15 protein-coding genes are annotated in these 16746 nt (G+C 69.9%); 4 read left to right on the forward strand and 11 right to left on the reverse strand.

The window, feature by feature from the left end:
• Positions 1-2 precede the first annotated feature (2 nt).
• Genes HUW46_RS18360 through HUW46_RS18390 form a run of 7 tightly spaced genes read right to left on the reverse strand, consistent with a single transcriptional unit; the run spans position 3 to position 6497 of the window.
• On the reverse strand, positions 3-1007 hold the full coding sequence (locus HUW46_RS18360; protein WP_215548432.1) for a lysylphosphatidylglycerol synthase transmembrane domain-containing protein: 1005 nt from the start codon (positions 1005-1007) through the stop codon (positions 3-5).
• A 48-nt stretch (positions 1008-1055) separates the two neighbouring features.
• On the reverse strand, positions 1056-2315 hold the full coding sequence (locus tag HUW46_RS18365; RefSeq protein WP_215548433.1) for an acyl-CoA reductase: 1260 nt from the start codon (positions 2313-2315) through the stop codon (positions 1056-1058).
• Positions 2312-3373 (reverse strand): LuxE/PaaK family acyltransferase, encoded by a 1062-nt coding sequence (locus HUW46_RS18370; RefSeq protein ID WP_215548434.1) that lies wholly within the window; start codon positions 3371-3373, stop codon positions 2312-2314. Before HUW46_RS18370 ends, HUW46_RS18365 begins: the two co-directional genes overlap by 4 nt.
• A complete protein-coding gene (locus HUW46_RS18375; protein ID WP_215548435.1) occupies positions 3370-4770 on the reverse strand; it encodes an AMP-binding protein in 1401 nt (466 codons plus the stop codon). The genes HUW46_RS18370 and HUW46_RS18375 overlap by 4 nt, the downstream gene beginning before the upstream one ends.
• Complete coding sequence (locus tag HUW46_RS18380; RefSeq protein ID WP_215548436.1) at positions 4770-5504, reverse strand: SDR family NAD(P)-dependent oxidoreductase; 735 nt, start codon at positions 5502-5504, stop codon at positions 4770-4772. Before HUW46_RS18380 ends, HUW46_RS18375 begins: the two co-directional genes overlap by 1 nt.
• The gene (locus HUW46_RS18385; protein ID WP_215548437.1) at positions 5497-5742 is read right to left on the reverse strand and encodes an acyl carrier protein; all 246 of its coding nucleotides are present in this window, start codon (positions 5740-5742) and stop codon (positions 5497-5499) included. The genes HUW46_RS18380 and HUW46_RS18385 overlap by 8 nt, the downstream gene beginning before the upstream one ends.
• 23 nt (positions 5743-5765) lie before the next feature.
• On the reverse strand, positions 5766-6497 hold the full coding sequence (locus HUW46_RS18390) for a UDP-N-acetylglucosamine acyltransferase (protein ID WP_215548438.1): 732 nt from the start codon (positions 6495-6497) through the stop codon (positions 5766-5768).
• 164 nt (positions 6498-6661) lie between these two features.
• On the opposite strand from HUW46_RS18390, the gene HUW46_RS18395 reads away from it, so the two are divergent.
• From HUW46_RS18395 to HUW46_RS18405, 3 genes are all read left to right on the forward strand, one after another.
• Complete coding sequence (locus tag HUW46_RS18395) at positions 6662-7768, forward strand: DegT/DnrJ/EryC1/StrS family aminotransferase (protein ID WP_215548439.1); 1107 nt, start codon at positions 6662-6664, stop codon at positions 7766-7768.
• Positions 7765-8727 (forward strand): Gfo/Idh/MocA family protein, encoded by a 963-nt coding sequence (locus HUW46_RS18400; RefSeq protein WP_215548440.1) that lies wholly within the window; start codon positions 7765-7767, stop codon positions 8725-8727. Before HUW46_RS18395 ends, HUW46_RS18400 begins: the two co-directional genes overlap by 4 nt.
• Before the next feature lie 133 nt (positions 8728-8860).
• Entirely contained in the window at positions 8861-9025 is a 165-nt protein-coding gene (locus HUW46_RS18405; RefSeq protein ID WP_215548441.1) for a hypothetical protein, read from the forward strand.
• Between the two features lie 469 nt (positions 9026-9494).
• On the opposite strand, the gene HUW46_RS18410 is transcribed toward HUW46_RS18405, so the two are convergent.
• The 4 genes from HUW46_RS18410 to HUW46_RS18425 are packed head-to-tail and all read right to left on the reverse strand — an operon-like array spanning position 9495 to position 13478.
• The gene (locus HUW46_RS18410; protein WP_215548442.1) at positions 9495-10124 is read right to left on the reverse strand and encodes an acyltransferase; all 630 of its coding nucleotides are present in this window, start codon (positions 10122-10124) and stop codon (positions 9495-9497) included.
• A complete protein-coding gene (locus HUW46_RS18415; RefSeq protein WP_215548443.1) occupies positions 10124-11323 on the reverse strand; it encodes a glycosyltransferase family 4 protein in 1200 nt (399 codons plus the stop codon). The genes HUW46_RS18410 and HUW46_RS18415 overlap by 1 nt, the downstream gene beginning before the upstream one ends.
• A gap of 35 nt (positions 11324-11358) precedes the next feature.
• A complete protein-coding gene (locus HUW46_RS18420; RefSeq protein ID WP_215548444.1) occupies positions 11359-12288 on the reverse strand; it encodes an NAD-dependent epimerase/dehydratase family protein in 930 nt (309 codons plus the stop codon).
• Between the two features lie 50 nt (positions 12289-12338).
• Complete coding sequence (locus HUW46_RS18425; RefSeq protein WP_215548445.1) at positions 12339-13478, reverse strand: DegT/DnrJ/EryC1/StrS family aminotransferase; 1140 nt, start codon at positions 13476-13478, stop codon at positions 12339-12341.
• Positions 13479-13613: 135 nt separating this feature from the next.
• On the opposite strand from HUW46_RS18425, the gene HUW46_RS18430 reads away from it, so the two are divergent.
• Entirely contained in the window at positions 13614-16718 is a 3105-nt protein-coding gene (locus HUW46_RS18430) for a BTAD domain-containing putative transcriptional regulator (RefSeq protein WP_215548446.1), read from the forward strand.
• Positions 16719-16746 lie beyond the last annotated feature (28 nt).

The following is a 16746-nucleotide window of genomic DNA, read 5'->3' on the forward strand; positions in this document are numbered from 1 at the left end:
GCTTATTCGGCGGCGGGCGCCTTCAGGAACTTCACCGAGAGTGCGGCGGCACCGGTGGTGATCACGTCCGCCACGATGAACATCACCCGCGACACGAGCGCCACGGTGAGCGCCTGGCCCGCGGTGATGCCGGTCGCGGTCAGCACCGCCACCAGCACGGCCTCGCGGACGCCGACGCCGCCGGGCAGCAGGAACGCGAACGTGCCCGCGGTCATCGCGATCGCCATCGCGCCGATGCACTGGACGAACCCGCCGAAACCGGGCGCGCCGATCGAGTTCGCCAGCAGCCACAGGTGCACGCCCTGCAACGCCCACGCGCCCAGGTTGGCGCCGAAGACGTTCCCGATCGTCTTGAGGCCGAGCTTGTGGTCGAGCGGCGGCCTGCGCAGGATCTTCAGCACCAGCGAGGTGCCCCAGGTCAGCACCTTCGGGTGCAGCGCGACGAGGCCGATCGGGATGCCGACCATCAGCCACGCGGCGTTCGGGCTGTTCGCGAACACCGACGGCATCGCGAACAGCGAGAGCACCAGCGCGGCCACGATGCCGACGCCGAGCTGGATCAGCGACGCGGTGAAGATGCGCGCCCTGGCCAGGCCCGCCTTCTTGCCGAGCTCCATCTGCAGCAGCGCCGCCCACACCTGGCCACCCGGCACGTACTTGCCGAGCGAGCCGACCAGGCAGATCTGCGCGCTGCGGAAGTAGCCGATCGGCTTGCCGAGGTCGTCGACCATGGCCTGCCAGCCCCGGGTGGACACCGCGATGCTGAGCACCAGCGCCACCATGGACAGCGTCGTGGACTGCCAGGCGAGATCGCCCAGCGTGCGCCAGAACTCGGCCCAATTGTCCGCGAGCTGCTTCGCGAGGAAGCCGATGGCCAGCAGGATCGCGACGATCCTGGCGGCATCGATCAGCCTGGCCTTGGTGGACTTCGGCGGCTTCTTGGCCTTGGCCTGGTCGGGTTCGGCCGGGTCCGAAGACTCGTCCACCTCCGACTCGACGGTGGTCATCTGCGGTCGTGTCTCCTCAAGGGCCACACGGGGCACTGTAGGCGGTAATCATGTGTTCACGGTCACCAGGCGGCTGAACTCGCCGAGGAGGTCGTAGCCGTCCCAGATCGCGGAGAAGGTCAGCGCCGACCCGAACGGAACAATTCGGTCAACACCCCGCCCCGCCATTTTGCTTGCGAAGTCAACCAGTTCCTCGCGGGTGAATCCGAATTGGCTGACCGTCTGATCCTTCCGCACCACAATGGGCACGATCTCGTCCAGGGTACGCACACTCCCGTGGGCGAACGTGCCCGCCCCGAGCCACTCGCGCGGCATGACCGCCGAGTCGGCCAGTTCCAGCGTGGCCACGCCGTTGACGTCGGCGCCCGCACCGTCGAACGAGATCTTCGTGATCAACCCGTCGACGGCGGCACCGTAGGCCGACACGCGCTTCTGCACGGCCATCGCGGGCTCGGTGACGTGCTCCTTCACCGCGAGTACCCCTGCTAGGAGCTTGCGGAACTCCGCGCCCGCCGCGGCGGCACCGTCGGCGTCGCCGACCCAGAACACCGCGCGCGGTGACGAGCAGGCTGCCTGGTCGAACCAGTACGAGTCGTTGTAGAAGCCCTCGGCGGCGGCCTTGCGCTCCGCCTCGGACGACTCCTGCCAGCCCTTGACCGACGCGATCGCGAACGACGAGCGGTCCGGGAAGGTCAGGTCGCGGGCGTGCGGGGCCAGCGGGTACTGGCGCAGCGCGTTCACCGAGGCGTCGCCGCCCCAGATGACGCGCAGGTCCGCCGCCTTCGACAGCGCGCCGCTGATCGCGTCGCTGCGGTCGTAGGTGACCATCCGCTGGGTGGCGGTGATCGCCCTCGCGGTCGCTTCGTCTACATCGGACAGAGCGGCGTTGAGCGCGTCGATCACCGTTTCCGCGGCACCGGCGCTGCGCGAGGAAACCCGCACCACGTTGTGGTTCCCGGCGAGCGCGGAAAGCGCCCACGAATACACGAAAATGGTGTCCACGTTGGCGGGCGGAACGTGGAAGACGAGCCCGCGCGGAAAGCGCATCGCGTCGCCTTCGGATTCCACACTGGACAGTGCCTTCGCGATTTCCCCCTTGCGCAGGAAGAAACCGAGCGAAGCGAGCTCGGGGAACCGGCGCGCGGTGGCGGGCGCGAGCAGCTTGCGGGCGAACTTCGTCAGGAACTCCACGACGCGCGGGTCGCCGACGGTCAGCCTGCCGCCCTCCGGCTCGGCGCGGAGCTGGTCGACGAGCGCGTCGACCTCGATACCTTCGCCGAGCGGGAAACGCTGGGTCAACGCGTTCATGCCGCCTGCCCTCCGGAGAACGTGTCGGAGCAGCCGCGGGCTTCCGCCTTCGGCAGCCTGCCCAGCACCGAGAAGTGCTTGCCCGGCCAGTCCCCGTCGTCGATTCCGTTGTAGACGCCGAGATCCTCGGTCAGCAGCACGTGGCCGGGGTAGGACCGCGGCAGCGTGCTGACGACCTCGATCACGCCCGGCTTGCCCACCGGCTGCTCTTCCCAGGTCTGCGGGTCGCGGATCACCACGTCGGCGAAATCGGGGCAGTACAACGAGTTCCCGGACGGGCCCTCGAGGAACACGGTGCCGATCTGCTCGATCATCCCGTAGTAGTTGTAGATCTGGTGCAGCCCGGTGTCCTCTTTGAACCGGCGGCGGAACTCGGTGTTGTCCACCGCGCGGTCGATCAGCTTCTTCCAGCCGCCCGAGTGGATCAGGATCCCGTTCGACAGGTCGAGGTTGTGCTCGCGCGCCACTTCGTAGAGGTACAGCCACACCATGAAGGTGAAGCCGAAGATCAGGAACGGCTGGTCGCCGTGCTTCGCGAGGAACTCCTTGACCGCTTCGACGTCCGGCTTGTCGTTCTCGTCGAGCACGTAGACGTGCTTGCGGCCGAAGTTCGCCATGCCGAGCACGCCGGCACCGCGCGCGGAGAACGAGCGCCGGTTCTTGATGATGCCGACCGTGTCGACCATCAGCATCGGCAGCCGGTCCCCGCCGAGCACGGTCTGCAGGGTCGCGCCGAGCTGCTTGGTCTGCGCCGCCGCGGCCGCCTTGTCGAGGTAGATCCGCGACGCGCCCGCGCCGGTGGTGCCCGAGGAGGTCAGCGTCTTGAACACCTCGTCGGACGGCACGCTCTTCAGGTCGTGCGTCTTGAACATGCGCACCGGCAGCCACGGCAGGTCCGCGATCGTGTCGAAGCGCCCCTCACGCGGGACGCCCAGCGACGACAGGATCCGGTCGTAGCCCTCGGAGTTCGCGCGGTGGTGCGCGGTCAGCTCGGCCAGCTCCGGCAGGAGAATCTTCTCCCGCTCGGGCTGCGACAGGCTGAAAACGGTCTCGCTCATACCCGGCCTTCCAGGGTGCGGTAGTCGATCTTGCCGCTGGCCAGCAGCGGCACGGTGTCGATGGGCCGGACGTCGAAACCGCTGGTGTGCAGGTGCAGCCGCTCCGACAGCGCGCGTGAAGCCGCCTTGCAGACGTCCTTTTCGACGCCTTCGGCGAACAGCACGACCTTGTCCCCGCCGGGGACGGCCGCGACGACGTCGATGCCCACCTGTGCCGAACGCACCGCCTGCTCGAGATCATCCAGGCTGACCCGGTTGCCGAAGACCTTGCCGATCCGCTTGAGCCTGCCGGTGATGAACAGGTAACCGTCCTCGTCGAGGTAGCCGAGGTCACCGGTGGCGAGCACGCCGCCCATGTCGTCGCCGTTCGCCAGCTCGGCTTCGTTCTCCGTGTAGCCCATCATCACGTTGGGCCCGCGGTAGACGACCTCGCCGACGATCTTGGGGTGCGTGGTCTCCTCGCCGTCGTCGCGGCGGATCTTGAACTCGCCGCCGGGCAGCGCGGGACCGGCCGAGCCGATCTTCTCGGCCAGCGCCTCCGCGGGCACGGTCGCCATCCGCGGCGCCGCCTCGGTCTGCCCGTACATCACGAACATCTTCCCGCCCGCGGCCACCATCTTGTCGTTGAACTCGGTGACCAGGTCGGTGCGCAGCTTGCCGCCCGCCTGCGTGATCGTGCGCAGGCTCGGGTACTTCGCCGGGTCGAACTTGAGGCGCCGCAACATCTCGTAGTGGTACGGGACCCCCGCGAGCGAAGTGACCTTGTGCTCGTCGACGGCGTCCCAGAAGCCGCGGCCGAGCACGCCGGACGACTCGATCACGATCGTCGCGCCGCGCAGCAGATGCGAGTTGAGCACCGAAAGCCCGTAGCTGTAGTGCAGCGGGAGGCAGGTGGGCGCGATCTCGTCGGCGTCGATGGCGAGCACCTGGGCGATCGCGTCGGCGTTCGACAGGATCGCCTGGCGCGAAAGCCGCACGAGCTTCGGGTTGCCGGTCGACCCGCTGGTGGGCAGCAGCACCGCCAGGTCGGGGTGCGGGGCGACGCCCTCGGCCGATTCGCGCAGCCAGCGCCCGTCCTCGGCGCGGTACCCGGCGGGCGCGTCCCCTTCCGGGGCGGACAGCACCGCGGCCGGGCGGAAGCGCTCCACCAGGCCGGACAGGACGTCCGCGTCGAGCGCCGGGTCGATCAGGGCGACCGCGCGACCGGACTCGAACGCGCCGAGGTAGCGAAGCACGCTGTCGAGGTCGATCGCGGTCCGCGCGAACAGGACGCCCGCGGGCAGCGCGGCGAGCTCTTCGCCGGCCGCGGCCACCTCGGCGGCCAGTTCGTCACCGGACAACGTCCGCCCCGACGCGACGTCGACGAGCCGCGCCCCGGCACCCACCAGCGAAGTCATTACAGAACGAGCCCTCCGTCGACACCAAGGATCTGCCCGGTCACGAACGACGCCTCGTCGCTGACCAGGAACCGGATCGCCTTCGCGACCTCTTCCGGCTTGCCGAGCCGCCGCAGCGAGGTGTCCTCGATCCGGTCGGCGATGATCTCCTCGCCGAGGTGCTCGGTCATCGCGGTCTCGATCACGCCCGGCGCGACGCCGTTGACGCGGATGCCGTACCGGCCCAGCTCCTTCGACGCCGAGCGCGCGACGTTGCCCACCGCGGCCTTCGACGCCGCATACGCGGTCTGACCGGCGCTGCCGTGCTCGCCGACGATCGAAGCCAGCACGACGATGGCGCCGGTCTTCTTGCGCATCATCGCGCGCGCCGCGGCCTGCACGGTGTGGATCGTGCCGCCGACGTTGGTCGCCATCATCCGATCGACCAGGTCTTCGCGGATCATGCCGAGCAGGGCGTCCTCCAGGATGCCCGCGTTGGCGACCACGATGTCGAGCTGTCCGTGCTCCTTCGCGACGCCGCGCACCAGCGTGGAGACGGCCTTCGCGTCGGTGACGTCGAGCGCCTGGCCCGACACGCTGCCCTCGACCGAAGCGGCCGCTTCCTTGGCCTTAGCTTCGTCCCGGCCGGTGAGGACCACCGTGGCGCCCGCTTCGGCGAGCGCGCGGACCGTGGCCAGCCCGATCCCCCGGGTGCCGCCGGTGACGAGCGCGACCTTCCCGCTGAGATCAGTCATTGGCGGCCTGAAGCTCCTTCACCATGTCGGTGGCGACCTTGAAGCTGCTCATGTCGATCACCTGGTCGGTGTCGAACTGCACATCGAACTCGTCCTCGATGGCGGCGACGAGCGCCATGTGACCGACCGAGTCCCACGCTTCGATGTCGCGGTACTTCAGGTTCTCGACATCGGTGCCCTCGTCGAGGTCGAGCGCCTCGACGAACACCTCGCGCAGCTTGCCAGCGATTTCGGCCATGTCAGTCCTTTGCTCTTCGATCGTCAGTGCTCGTCGCGCGGGCGCTCGTCCCACGCCTTCACCAAGGTAGAGAGGTCACTCGGCAGGCGGTCGACCAGGCCGTCTCCCGGCAGGTCCCCCTTGCCCTTCAACCAGGGTGACAGCGCCTCGATGGTGGCTTCGTCCAGCCCCCGGCGCGAAAGGCCCACTACGTTGACGCCGGTGACCCTGGCCGGGTTGCCGACGCTGATCGTGAACGCGCCCACTTCCCGGCGCACCGCGGAGCCCATGCCGACCATCGCGCCCGGCCCGATCCGGCCGCCCTGGTGCACCACCGTGCCCATGCCGAGGTTCGCCGCCGACCAGACGTGCGTGTGGCCGCCGAGCAGCACGTTGCAGGCGAGCGTGACCTGGTCGTCGACCACCACGTCGTGCCCGATGTGGCTGCCGCGCAGCACGTAGCTGTCGTTGCCGAGCGCCGAGGCCCGCCAGGTGCCCTGCTGGATGCTGACGTACTCGCGGATCCGGTTGCGGCTGCCGATCCGGACGCCGTGGCCGTCGGCCTCCGGGTCACCGGTCGGCGCGTCCTCCCACGCGACGGGGTGCGGGCCGGTACGGTCCTCGCCCGGGGTGCCGATCGTCACGTGCGGGCCGATCCAGTTGCCGTCGCCGAGGACCGCGGGCCCCACGATCACCGTGTACGGGCCGATGACGTTGTCGTCGCCGAGCTCGACGCCGTCGCCGATGACGGCCGTCGGATGGATGCGATTGGGCACTAGGTGATCCGTTCGTAGGCGCTCAAGTTACAACCTGGTTTCATGGGTGGGCGCGTACGCCCGGTAACGTGTGGCCCGCGTTTGGGGCGGGCTGGCCGTACGAACCGGGAGCCCACTGTACCCGACACGTGAAAACTGCCTGCCGACTAGGGAAAGACTGCTGAATGATTCCCATTACCGTGGTCGATGTCCGCGACGCGGAGTCCCTTGTGGTCGAGGTGCTGCGATCCGGCGCCATCGCGCAGGGGCCGATGGTCAAGCGCTTCGAAGACGCCTTCGCCGCCGTATCCGGCACCAAGCACGCGGTGGCGGTGAACAGCGGCACCACCGCGCTGGTCGCCGCGCTGCAGGTGCTCGACCTGCGGCCGGGTGACGAGGTGATCACCTCCCCGTTCACCTTCGTCGCGACGCTGAACGCGATCCTCGAAGCGGGCGCGACCGTGCGCTTCGCCGACATCTCCCGCGAGGACTTCGCGGTCGACCCCGACCAGGTCACCGCGGCGATCGGGCCGAGGACCAAGGTGCTCATGCCGGTGCACCTCTACGGCCAGACCGCGGACATGGGCAAGTTCGCCCCCCTGGCCGCCGAACGCGGCCTGCACCTGGTGGAGGACGCGGCGCAGGCCGTCGGCGCCTCCTTCGACGGCAGGCGCGCCGGGTCGTTCGGGCTCGGCTGCTTCTCGCTGTACGCGACCAAGAACATCACCACGGCCGAGGGCGGCGTCATCACCACCGACGACGACCAGCTCGCCGACCGGCTGCGCGTGCTGCGCAACCAGGGCATGCGCGCCCGCTACCAGTACGAGGTGGCGGGCCACAACTACCGGATGACCGATCTGCACGCCGCGGTCGGCATCCCGCAGCTGGAGAAGCTGGACGAGCTCACCTCGGCGCGGCAGGCCAACGCGAAGCGGCTGTCCGACGGCCTCGCCGGCACGCCGGGGCTCACGCTGCCCGCCGTGCTGCCCGGCCGCGAGCACGTGTGGCACCAGTACACCGTGCTGGTCGGCCCGCACGCGATGCTCTCGCGCGACGAGCTCGCCGCCGCGCTCACCGAGCGGGGCGTCGGCAACGGCATCTACTACCCGAAGATCGTCTTCGACTACGAGTGCTACCGCGACCACCCGCTCATCCCCGAAGCGTCCACTAAGGACTTTCCGGTGGCCGCTTCGGTTGCCGCGCAGGCACTTTCACTGCCCGTGCACGCGAAACTGACCGAGTCCCAAGTGGACACCATCATCGCGACCGTTCGTGAGGTTCTTGGCGCATGACGCACCGCATCGCACTCGTCGGCACCGGGTCCATGGGCTCGCTGCACGCCAGGGTGCTTTCCCAGAACGACCGGGTTTCGCTGGCCAGGGTCATCGACCCGCGCGAGGAAGCGGGCCGCGCCGTCGCGGACCGCTTCGACACCCGGTGGTCGCCCGAGATCGGCGATCTGTCCGATGTGGACGCGGTCGTGCTGGCCTCGGCGACCGAGGTGCACCACCAGCTCGCGCTCGAGGTGCTCGGCCAGGACAAGCCGCTGCTGGTGGAAAAGCCGGTATGCAACACGCTCGAAGCCTCCGAGGAGGTCGTCGGGCTCGCGGCGAAGAAGGACATCCCGCTCATGTGCGGGCTGCTGGAGCGCTACAACCCGGCCGTGATGACCGCCCGCGCGCTGGTCAACGAGCCGGTACACCTGATGGCGCGGCGGCACGGCCCGTACGCGCCGCGGATCAAGACCGGTGTCGCGTGGGACCTGCTGGTGCACGACGTGGACATCGCGATCCAGTTCTTCGGCGGCAGCACGCCGTCCAGGGTCACCTCGGGCGCTGGCTACTTCCACCCGTCGTCGGTGGAAGGCGCGGAGGACACCATCGAGACGGTGCTGTCGTTCCCGAGTGGACTCGCCACCGTGTCGGCCTCGCGGCTGGGGCAGCGCAAGGTCCGGTCGCTCGTGGTGTCCGAACTGGACCGGCTGATCGAGATCGACCTGCTGCGCCGCGACGTGACCATCTACCGGCACGTGTCGCACGATTCGGCCTCGCCGGACGGCCTCGGCTACCGCCAGCAGACCGTCATCGAGATCCCGGAACTCGTCTCCGCCCGCGAGCCCCTCGCGACCCAGCTCGACCGGTTCGTCGACCTGCTGGAGGGCAAGGTGGACGCCGCGGAGGAACGCGACTCGATCATCCCGTCGCACCGCGTCGTGTCCGATGTGCTCGACCAGGCCAACGCCAAGGTCTGAGCCGTTATCCGCCGGTTACCGACCGGGCACGCCTGAAACCGGTCGGTAACCGACGAAAGAAGGCTTGGCGGATCCGCCGGGCCGCGCGATTATCTAGGCTTCGCAAACCAGCCGGCACCGGGGGGCAGCGACGATGCAGCTCACACACGCTTACATCGAAGCCGCGGCGACTCGCACGTCGGACGGCATGGACCTGCCGACCTGGGCGCTCATCACGGTCCTCGCCGTCGCCGCCACCACGGGGCTCTCCGCCCTCACGCTCGCCCTGCGCCGCCGCCGTTCCTCTTCTTCGTCCTGACGCGTTGCGCTCAGCGGGGCATGCGGCGCCATGCCCCGAAGGTGGCCTTCAGGGCAGTAGATGCCGCGAATCCACCCTTCGCATTTTCGTCGGCCCGCGGCGCATGCCCCGAAAGTGACCATCGGGGCGCTGGATGCTCCGAAAGTCACCTTCGGGGACTTGGCCGGGAAAATGCCGCCCGCCCGAAGTGCAGTTCGCGGGCCAAACGCACTCCACGGGATCCACCTCGGCAGGGGGCCGCTCGCGTCGAAAGGGCCGCGTTCGGGGGCATTCAGATCCCCGAAGGTGCCCGAGGGGATTTCGCGGCTCCGCTGCGGGGGCCGCGAAATCCCTGATGGCCACCATGACGGCACTGACTCAACACGGCACTGAGTGCCCTCATGGCAACTGAACAGGGCCGTGAGAGGCAAGCGCCGCCCGAAGTGCGATTAGCGGGCTAAACGCGCTCCGTCGGGGGCGGCCTGAAGGCTCAGGATTCCGGGGTGAACTCGCCCGCGGGAGCACCCCAGGACGGGGCGTCGCCGCGTTCTTCCGCCAGCGCGCGCCTGCGTTCGTTCTCCGTGCGCACGCGGTCCACCTCCGAGGCGATGTACTCCTCGTCGTAGCGCTGGAACACCCGCGCCGGGTTGCCCGCCACCAGCGAGCGCGCCGGGACGTCCTTGGCCACCACGGAGTTCGGCTGCACGGTGGCGAAATCGCCGATCGTCACGCCCGCCATGATCACCACGAGCCCGCCGATGAAGCAGCCCTTGCCGATCCGCACCGGTTTGCGCTCGATCAGGTCGCTGCCGGAGTGGTTCTGCAGCGTCATGTTCGCCAGCCAGCTCGAATGCGTGAACACCAGCGTGTTCAGCCCGATGCTGGTGTGCTCGCCGATCTCCAGCCCGCCGCTCGCGTCGAGCACCGCGCCCTCGCCAATCCAGCAGTGCTCGCCGATCTTCAGGTTCTCCGGGCTGACGATCTTCGCGCGCTGGCGGATCCGGGTGCTCTCCGGCAGGCCGTACAGCTTGGCCCGCTCGGCGTCGTTCATGTACTCCCCGACCAGTTCGGTCAGGATCTGCGGGCGCAGGCGGTTGCTGCGCTCGTCGTCGAAGAACATCAGCCGTCTTTCCCCGCCTTTTCGGCGACCAGCTTCTCGAAGGTGCGCAGGTGCTCGCCCGCGACGACGTCGAGCCCGAAGTTGTCGCGGACCATCGCGCTCTGACGCTTGGCGATCGCTTCGCGCTTCGCCGGGTCGTCCAGCAGCTCGACGACGGTCTCGCGGACCGCGGCCGGGTCGTCCGGCGGCACGAACAGGATGTTCTCGCCGTTGCGCAGCTCGATCCCGGGGTAGTTGTCCAGCGCGGCGGACGCGATGGTCGCCGTGCCGGACAGCATGGCCTCCAGCGACGCGGTGCCGCAGCCGCCGTTGAGGTCGTGGGTGACGATGTCCGCGGCGTCGAAGTAGGCGGGCACGTCGTCCTTCGGCACCGCGCCCTTCACGATGAACGCGTCCTTCACGCCGAGTTCTTCGGCGCGCTTGAGGAACGCGTCGTGGTAGACGCGGCCGACGACGACGACCTTGGTGTCCGGGTGCTTTTCCAGGATCCCCGGCATGGCTTCCACCAGCGGCAGCCGGTTGCGCAGCGGGATGACGTGCCCGAGCGAGACGATGAGCGGCGCGTCGCCGATCTCGTTCTCCGCGCGCACGTCCTTCGTCAGCGGCTTCTCGAAGTGCTCGGTGTCGACCGCGATCGGGTAGTAGTCCGAGTTCGCGTCGCTCGTCTTGTACCGCTCGACGCAGTAGTCGACGCCGAGCTTGTCGAGGATGACGTAGCGCGGCTTGATGTAGCCGAGGATCGGCCGCACCAGGCACGCGTCGAGGAACCGGAACACCGCGCCGTACAGCTTCTTCTCGCTGATCAGCAGGGTGTGGATGGTCAGCACGACGGGGATGTTGCGACGCCGGGCGTAGAGGCCCGCCATCCACGACAGGTCGAAGAACTGCCCGTGCAGGTGCACCGCGTCCGGCTTGAACTCGTCGAGGAGCTTGCGCAGCTTGCGCCAGTTTCCCGGCCGCACCGACGAGAACGTCATGTCGAAGTCGATCGACAGGCCGATCTGCGGCATCTTCATCGCGGGCAGCCGCACCACGCGGTACCCGTGCTTTTCCTCCTCGGCGGGGGCGTCCCCGTAGGCCGCCGTGACGGCCAGTACCTCATGCCCGTTCGCCGCGTACTGCTCGGCGAGCGAGGCCGACATGTGCGCACTTCCCCCCACCCGGGGCGGGAAGAAGTTGTTCACGACCACGATCCGCATGTTGCGCCCCTCTGCCGGCCCCGCCGCCTGAGCCATCAGGCAGACGCCTTGACCAGGTCGGTCATGCCCTGCTCGACGGTGATCTCCGGCTCCCAGCCGAGGACCTCCCTGGCACGGGTGATGTCGGCCGCACGACGGGACACGAGCACGTCACGCGGGTTGAACTGCGGCTCGACGTCCACGCCGACCGCCTGGATCAGGATCTTCGCCAGCGCGGCGATCGAGGTGTCCACGCCGGTGCCGATGTTGATCGGCAGGTTCGCCTGCTCCGACTCGAGCGCCGCGACGACCGACTTCGCGAGGTCGGTGACGTGGATGAAGTCCATCGACTGCTCGCCCTTGCCGTCGATGACCGGCGGCTGGCCCGCGCGCAGGCGCTGGATGAAGTGGTTGATCACCGAGGTGTAGTAGGCCTCGATCTTCTGGCCGGGCCCGTACACGTTGAAGAAGCGCAGCGCGTTCCAGGACAGGCCCTTCTGGCGCTGGTAGAAGCCGAGCAGGTCCTCGCCGGCGCGCTTGGAGATGCAGTACGGGGTGAGCGGGCGCAGCTCGTCGTCCTCGTGCATCGGCAGGCGCTTCGGGTCGCCGTACACCGAGGCGGTGGAGGCGAACACGAGCCGCTCGACGCCCTCGTCCGCGGCGGCGGCGAAGACGTTGTGGTTCCCGGTCATGTTGATGTCGATGGACTCGTGCGGGTCCGCGATCGACTTGTTGATCGACACCGTGGCGAAGTGGATGGCGTGGGTGCAGCCGCGGATGGCCTCGCGGACCGCGCCGCCGTAGCGCACGTCCTTCTCCACCAGCTCGACCTTGCCGGTCTTGATCCACTCGTTGACCAGGTCGCGGTCGCCGCGGCCCATGTTGTCGAAGATGCGGACGGAGTAGCCGCGCTCGAGCAGGATCGGGATGGTGTGCGAGGCGATGAAGCCCGCGCCGCCGGTGAAGAAGACCTTCTTGTCGGACATGGTTTGCGCTGTCTCCTAGTGCTGGTTCGTGCGCTGACTGGTCGGGAAGCTCAGGACAGTTCGGCCAGGACCGCGCGGACGCCTTCGGCGACCCGGTCCACTTCGGTGTCGGTCAGGTTGGCGTGCATCGGCACCGCGAGGTGGCGGGCGAACACGTCGGCGGACACCGGCAGCGGCGCCTGCTCGCCGTAGACCGGCTGCAGGTGCGAGGCGTAGGTGCCGAAGTTGCACTGGATACCGCGCTCGCGCAGCTTGACCGCGAACTTGCCGCGGCTGAGCTCCGGCGCGATCGTCAGGATGTAGGCCTGCCACGGGTGCTCGCGGTCCGCCAGCGCGACCGGCACCTCGATGCCGTCGAGGCCGTCGAACGCCTCGGTGTAGCGCTTGGCGACCGAGCGGCGCGCGGCGAGCAGGTCCGGCAGCCGGTCGAGCTGCACGTTCATGATCGCGGCCTGCACGTCGGAGAGGCGGAAGTTGTACCCGGCCTCGTGGAACGTCGGGATGGGCAGTTCGTCGCTGCCTTCGCGGGCGATCGCGGGCTCGATGCCGTAGGTGTGCAGCTTGCGGGCGTGCGCGATGAGGTCCTCGCGGTCGGACACCAGCGCGCCACCTTCGCCCGCGGTGATGCCCTTGCGGCCGTGGAAGGAGAACGCGGCGAGGTCGCCGAGGCTGCCCGCCGGGCGAGTCTGGTAGGTCGCGCCCGCGGAGCAGGCGGCGTCCTCGAACAGCCACAGGCCGTGCTTGTCGGCGATCGCGCGGTACTCGTCGAAGTCACCGGGCTGGCCCGCGACGTCGACCGCGAGGATGCCGACGGTCTTCGGCGTGATGAGCGATTCGACGTGCTTCGGGTCGGCGCTCCAGATGTCGGGGCGGATGTCCGCGAACACCGGCTTCGCGCCCGCCTGGAGCACCGCGTGCCCGGTCGCCGGGAAGGTGTAGTCGCCGACGATCACCTCGTCGCCCGGCTTGACGCCGAGGACGCGGAGGCCGAGATAGAGCGCGGAGCCGCAGTTGCTGGTGGTCAGCGCGTGCCGCGTGCCGACGGTGGCGGCGAACCGCTCCTCGAACTTGCGGCAGGTCGGACCGGCGCCGGCGAGCCACCCCGACCGGAACACCTCCGCGACCGCCGCGAGCTCTTCTTCACCGACGGTGGGCTGGCCGAGGGCGATCGTGGCCGGAGTGTCAGACATACCTCTCCCATTGCGTCAAGTCGAGCAGCAGTGTATTAGGCCAGCATTTGCCCCTGGCATCCCCGTACCCGGGACGCCCGGGAAGACCGCGAAGTTGCTGTGACACGCCCGACGCACGACAGCGATAATCACCGTATGCGGTTCGCCATCCTCGGCCCGGTGCAGGCCACACGGGCCGATGGGAGCGATGTCCCCCTCGGCGGCCCGCGCGGGCGCGCGCTGCTCACGCTGCTCGCCCTCGACGCCGGACGGATCGTCCCGGCCGAACGGCTCATCGACGGCCTCTACGGCGAGCAGCCGCCCGACGGCGCCGCGAACGCGCTCCAGTCACAGGTGTCGAGGCTGCGCGCGAACCTCGGGGTCACGATCGAACACCACTCCGCCGGGTACCGGCTGGCGCTGGCCGACGAAGACCGCGTGGACGCGCGCGAGTTCGCGAAACTCGCGGCCGACGGCAAAAGCGCGCTCGCGGCTGGAGAGCACGGTGAGGCCGCCCGCCTGCTCGGCGAGGCGCTCGCGCTGTGGCGAGGACGTGCGCTTTCCGACGTGCCCTCGGCCGAAGCGCAGGCCACCCGCCTCGAAGAGGAACGCCTCGCCGTCACCGAGGACCACATCGAGGCCGCGCTGCGTACCGGCGAGCACGAAGCGCTGCTCCCCGCGCTGCGAGAGCTCGCGAGCGAACACCCGCTGCGTGAGCGTTTTCACGCCCAGCTCGTCCGCGCGCTGCACGCGAGCGGGAAGCAGGCGGAGGCGCTCACCGCGTTCGAGACCGCGCGCCACACGCTCGCCGACGAACTCGGCGCGGATCCGTCGCCCGAGCTGGCGGCCGCCCACCTCGCCGTGCTCACCGGCGAGCAGCCGCGCGTGACGGCACGGCACGGGCTGCCCGCGCAGCTCACCAGCTTCGTCGGCAGGCAGGACGACCTCGACGGGATCGAAGCGCAGCTCACCGGCCACCGGCTCGTCACGCTGACCGGGCCGGGCGGCGCGGGAAAGACCCGGCTCGCGCTCGAAACCGCCGCGCGCTCGGCGCACGACGTCCACCTGGTGCAGTTCGCGCCGCTGACCGACGGCGAGGATGTGCCGCAGACCGTGCTGACCGCGCTCGGCCTGCGCGACACCGACGCCAGCGGCCGCACCACCACCCCGCCAGCGGACCGGCTCGTCGCCGCGCTCGCCGACCGGCCGGTGCTGCTCGTGTTCGACAACTGCGAGCACGTCATCGACGACGCGGCGGCGCTCGCGGCGAGGCTGCTGGCCGCCTGCCCGCGCCTGCGGCTGCTCGCCACCAGCCGGGAACCGCTCGGCATCACCGGCGAGGACCTGGTGGCCGTCTCGCGACTCGCGGTGCCGCCGCCGGGCACCCCGCCCGAGCGGGCGCTCGACTTCCCCGCCGTGCGCCTGTTCGCCGACCGCGCGGCCGCCGGTGGCCGCGATCTGGTGCTGGACGCCGGAACCGCCGAGCACGTCCGCCGCATCTGCGCCGCGCTCGACGGGCTGCCCCTGGCCATCGAACTGGCCGCCGCGCGGGTCCGCACGCTACCGATCGAGGAGGTTTCCGCCCGCCTCGACGACCGGTTCGGCCTGTTCGCCAAGGGCAGCCGCACCGCGGACGCGCGCCACCGCGGGCTGCGCGCCGTCGTCGAATGGAGCTGGGACCTCCTCGACGACGACGAACGCGGGCTCGCGACGCGGCTCTCGGTGTTCGCCGGCAGCGCGACGATCGCCACCGTCGCCGAGGTCAGCGGCCTGCCGTCGGCGCTCGAACTGCTGACGGGGCTCGTCGACAAGTCGTTCGCCGAGATCAGCGGCGACCGGTACCGCATGCTCGAAACGATCAAGGCGTTCTGCGCCGACCGCCTCGCGGAAGCGGGCGAGACCGAGCGGTTCCACCGCGCGCACGCCGAGTACTACCTCGCGCTGGCCACCGAAGTGGGCCGCCACGTCCTGACCGCCGACCAGCTCGGCGCGCTGGCGAAGCTCGACGCCGAGCACGACGAACTGCTCGGCGCGCTGCGCTGGGCGATCGACGCCGACCACGAGCTCGCGCTGCGGCTGATCGGCGCGCTTTCCGCGTACTGGCTGTTGCGCGGCAAGCGGTTCGAGGGGTCCGCGCTGAGCCGGGAGCTGGCCGCGCGGCTGGCCCCGGAACAACCCGAGGACCTGCACGAGGAACACCTGCTGTGCCTGCTGCACGCGGTGCACGGGGTGCGCGACACCGAAGCGATCCGCGCGCGGATCGACGCGGTCAGCTCCGGCAGCAGGGAGCGGCTGCCGTCCCGTTGGCCGGTGCTGAGCGTGCTGAACGCCATGTTCGCGGGCCCGCCGCCGGACGCCCGGTACGACGACTACGTCGATACGAGCCAAATTCCCGCCGACGACGCGTGGGGCTGGGCACTCGTCTGCGTCGGCGAGGGCCTGACCCGGCTCTACCACGGCAAACCCGCCGACGCGATCGGCCTGCTGACCGACGGGCTCGCCCGCTTCCGCGCGCTCGGCGAGCGGTGGGGGTTGTCGATCACGCTGACGCACCTCGCCCAAATCGTTTCGTGGCAAGGAGATCAGGACCGGGCCCTCGCCCTGCTCGACGAAGCGATCGAGCTGACCGGCCTGCTCGGCTCGATGGAGGAGACCGCGGACCTGGTCCGGCAGCGCGCCGACTGCGTGCTGCGCCTCGGCGACCGCGCCGGTGCCCGCGCGGGCTATCAGCGCGCGGTCGACTTCGCCGGGCGCAGCGGCGCGCTCGACAAGCTCGCCGAAACCCATCTGGCACTGGCGAACCTGCACCGGCTCGAAGGCGACCACGCCGAGGCGACCCGGTTGTGCGCGCTGGTGCTGGAGGAATGCCCCGCCGCCGGGTTCTCCACCGACGAACTGCCCGCGCGGGCCCACCACACGATGGGCAGGATCGGCATCGCCGAAGGCAGGCTCGCCGAGGCGACCGCGTTGATCGGGCGGGCGGTCGAGGTCGCGCGCCGCACCGACAGCGCGGAACTCAGCGCGTGCACGATCGAAGCGCTCGCCGAAATCGCGCTCGCCGAAGGGGATTCCGCACGGGCGGCGCGCCTGCTCGGCGCGGCCGTGTCGGTACGCGGGATGTCCATCGACGGCGATCCCGACATCGCCCGCGTCACCGCCGCGACGCGCGATGCACTCGGTGACGCCTTCGACGCGGAGTACGCGAACGGCCGCGCGCTGCGGTCGCAGGAGGTGCTGACGCTGCCAGCCGGGACGCGGTAAGCGCGCGGTACGCCGACGGTCAGCGCCC

It is taken from the genome of Amycolatopsis sp. CA-230715 (assembly GCF_018736145.1).
Taxonomy (GTDB): domain Bacteria; phylum Actinomycetota; class Actinomycetes; order Mycobacteriales; family Pseudonocardiaceae; genus Amycolatopsis.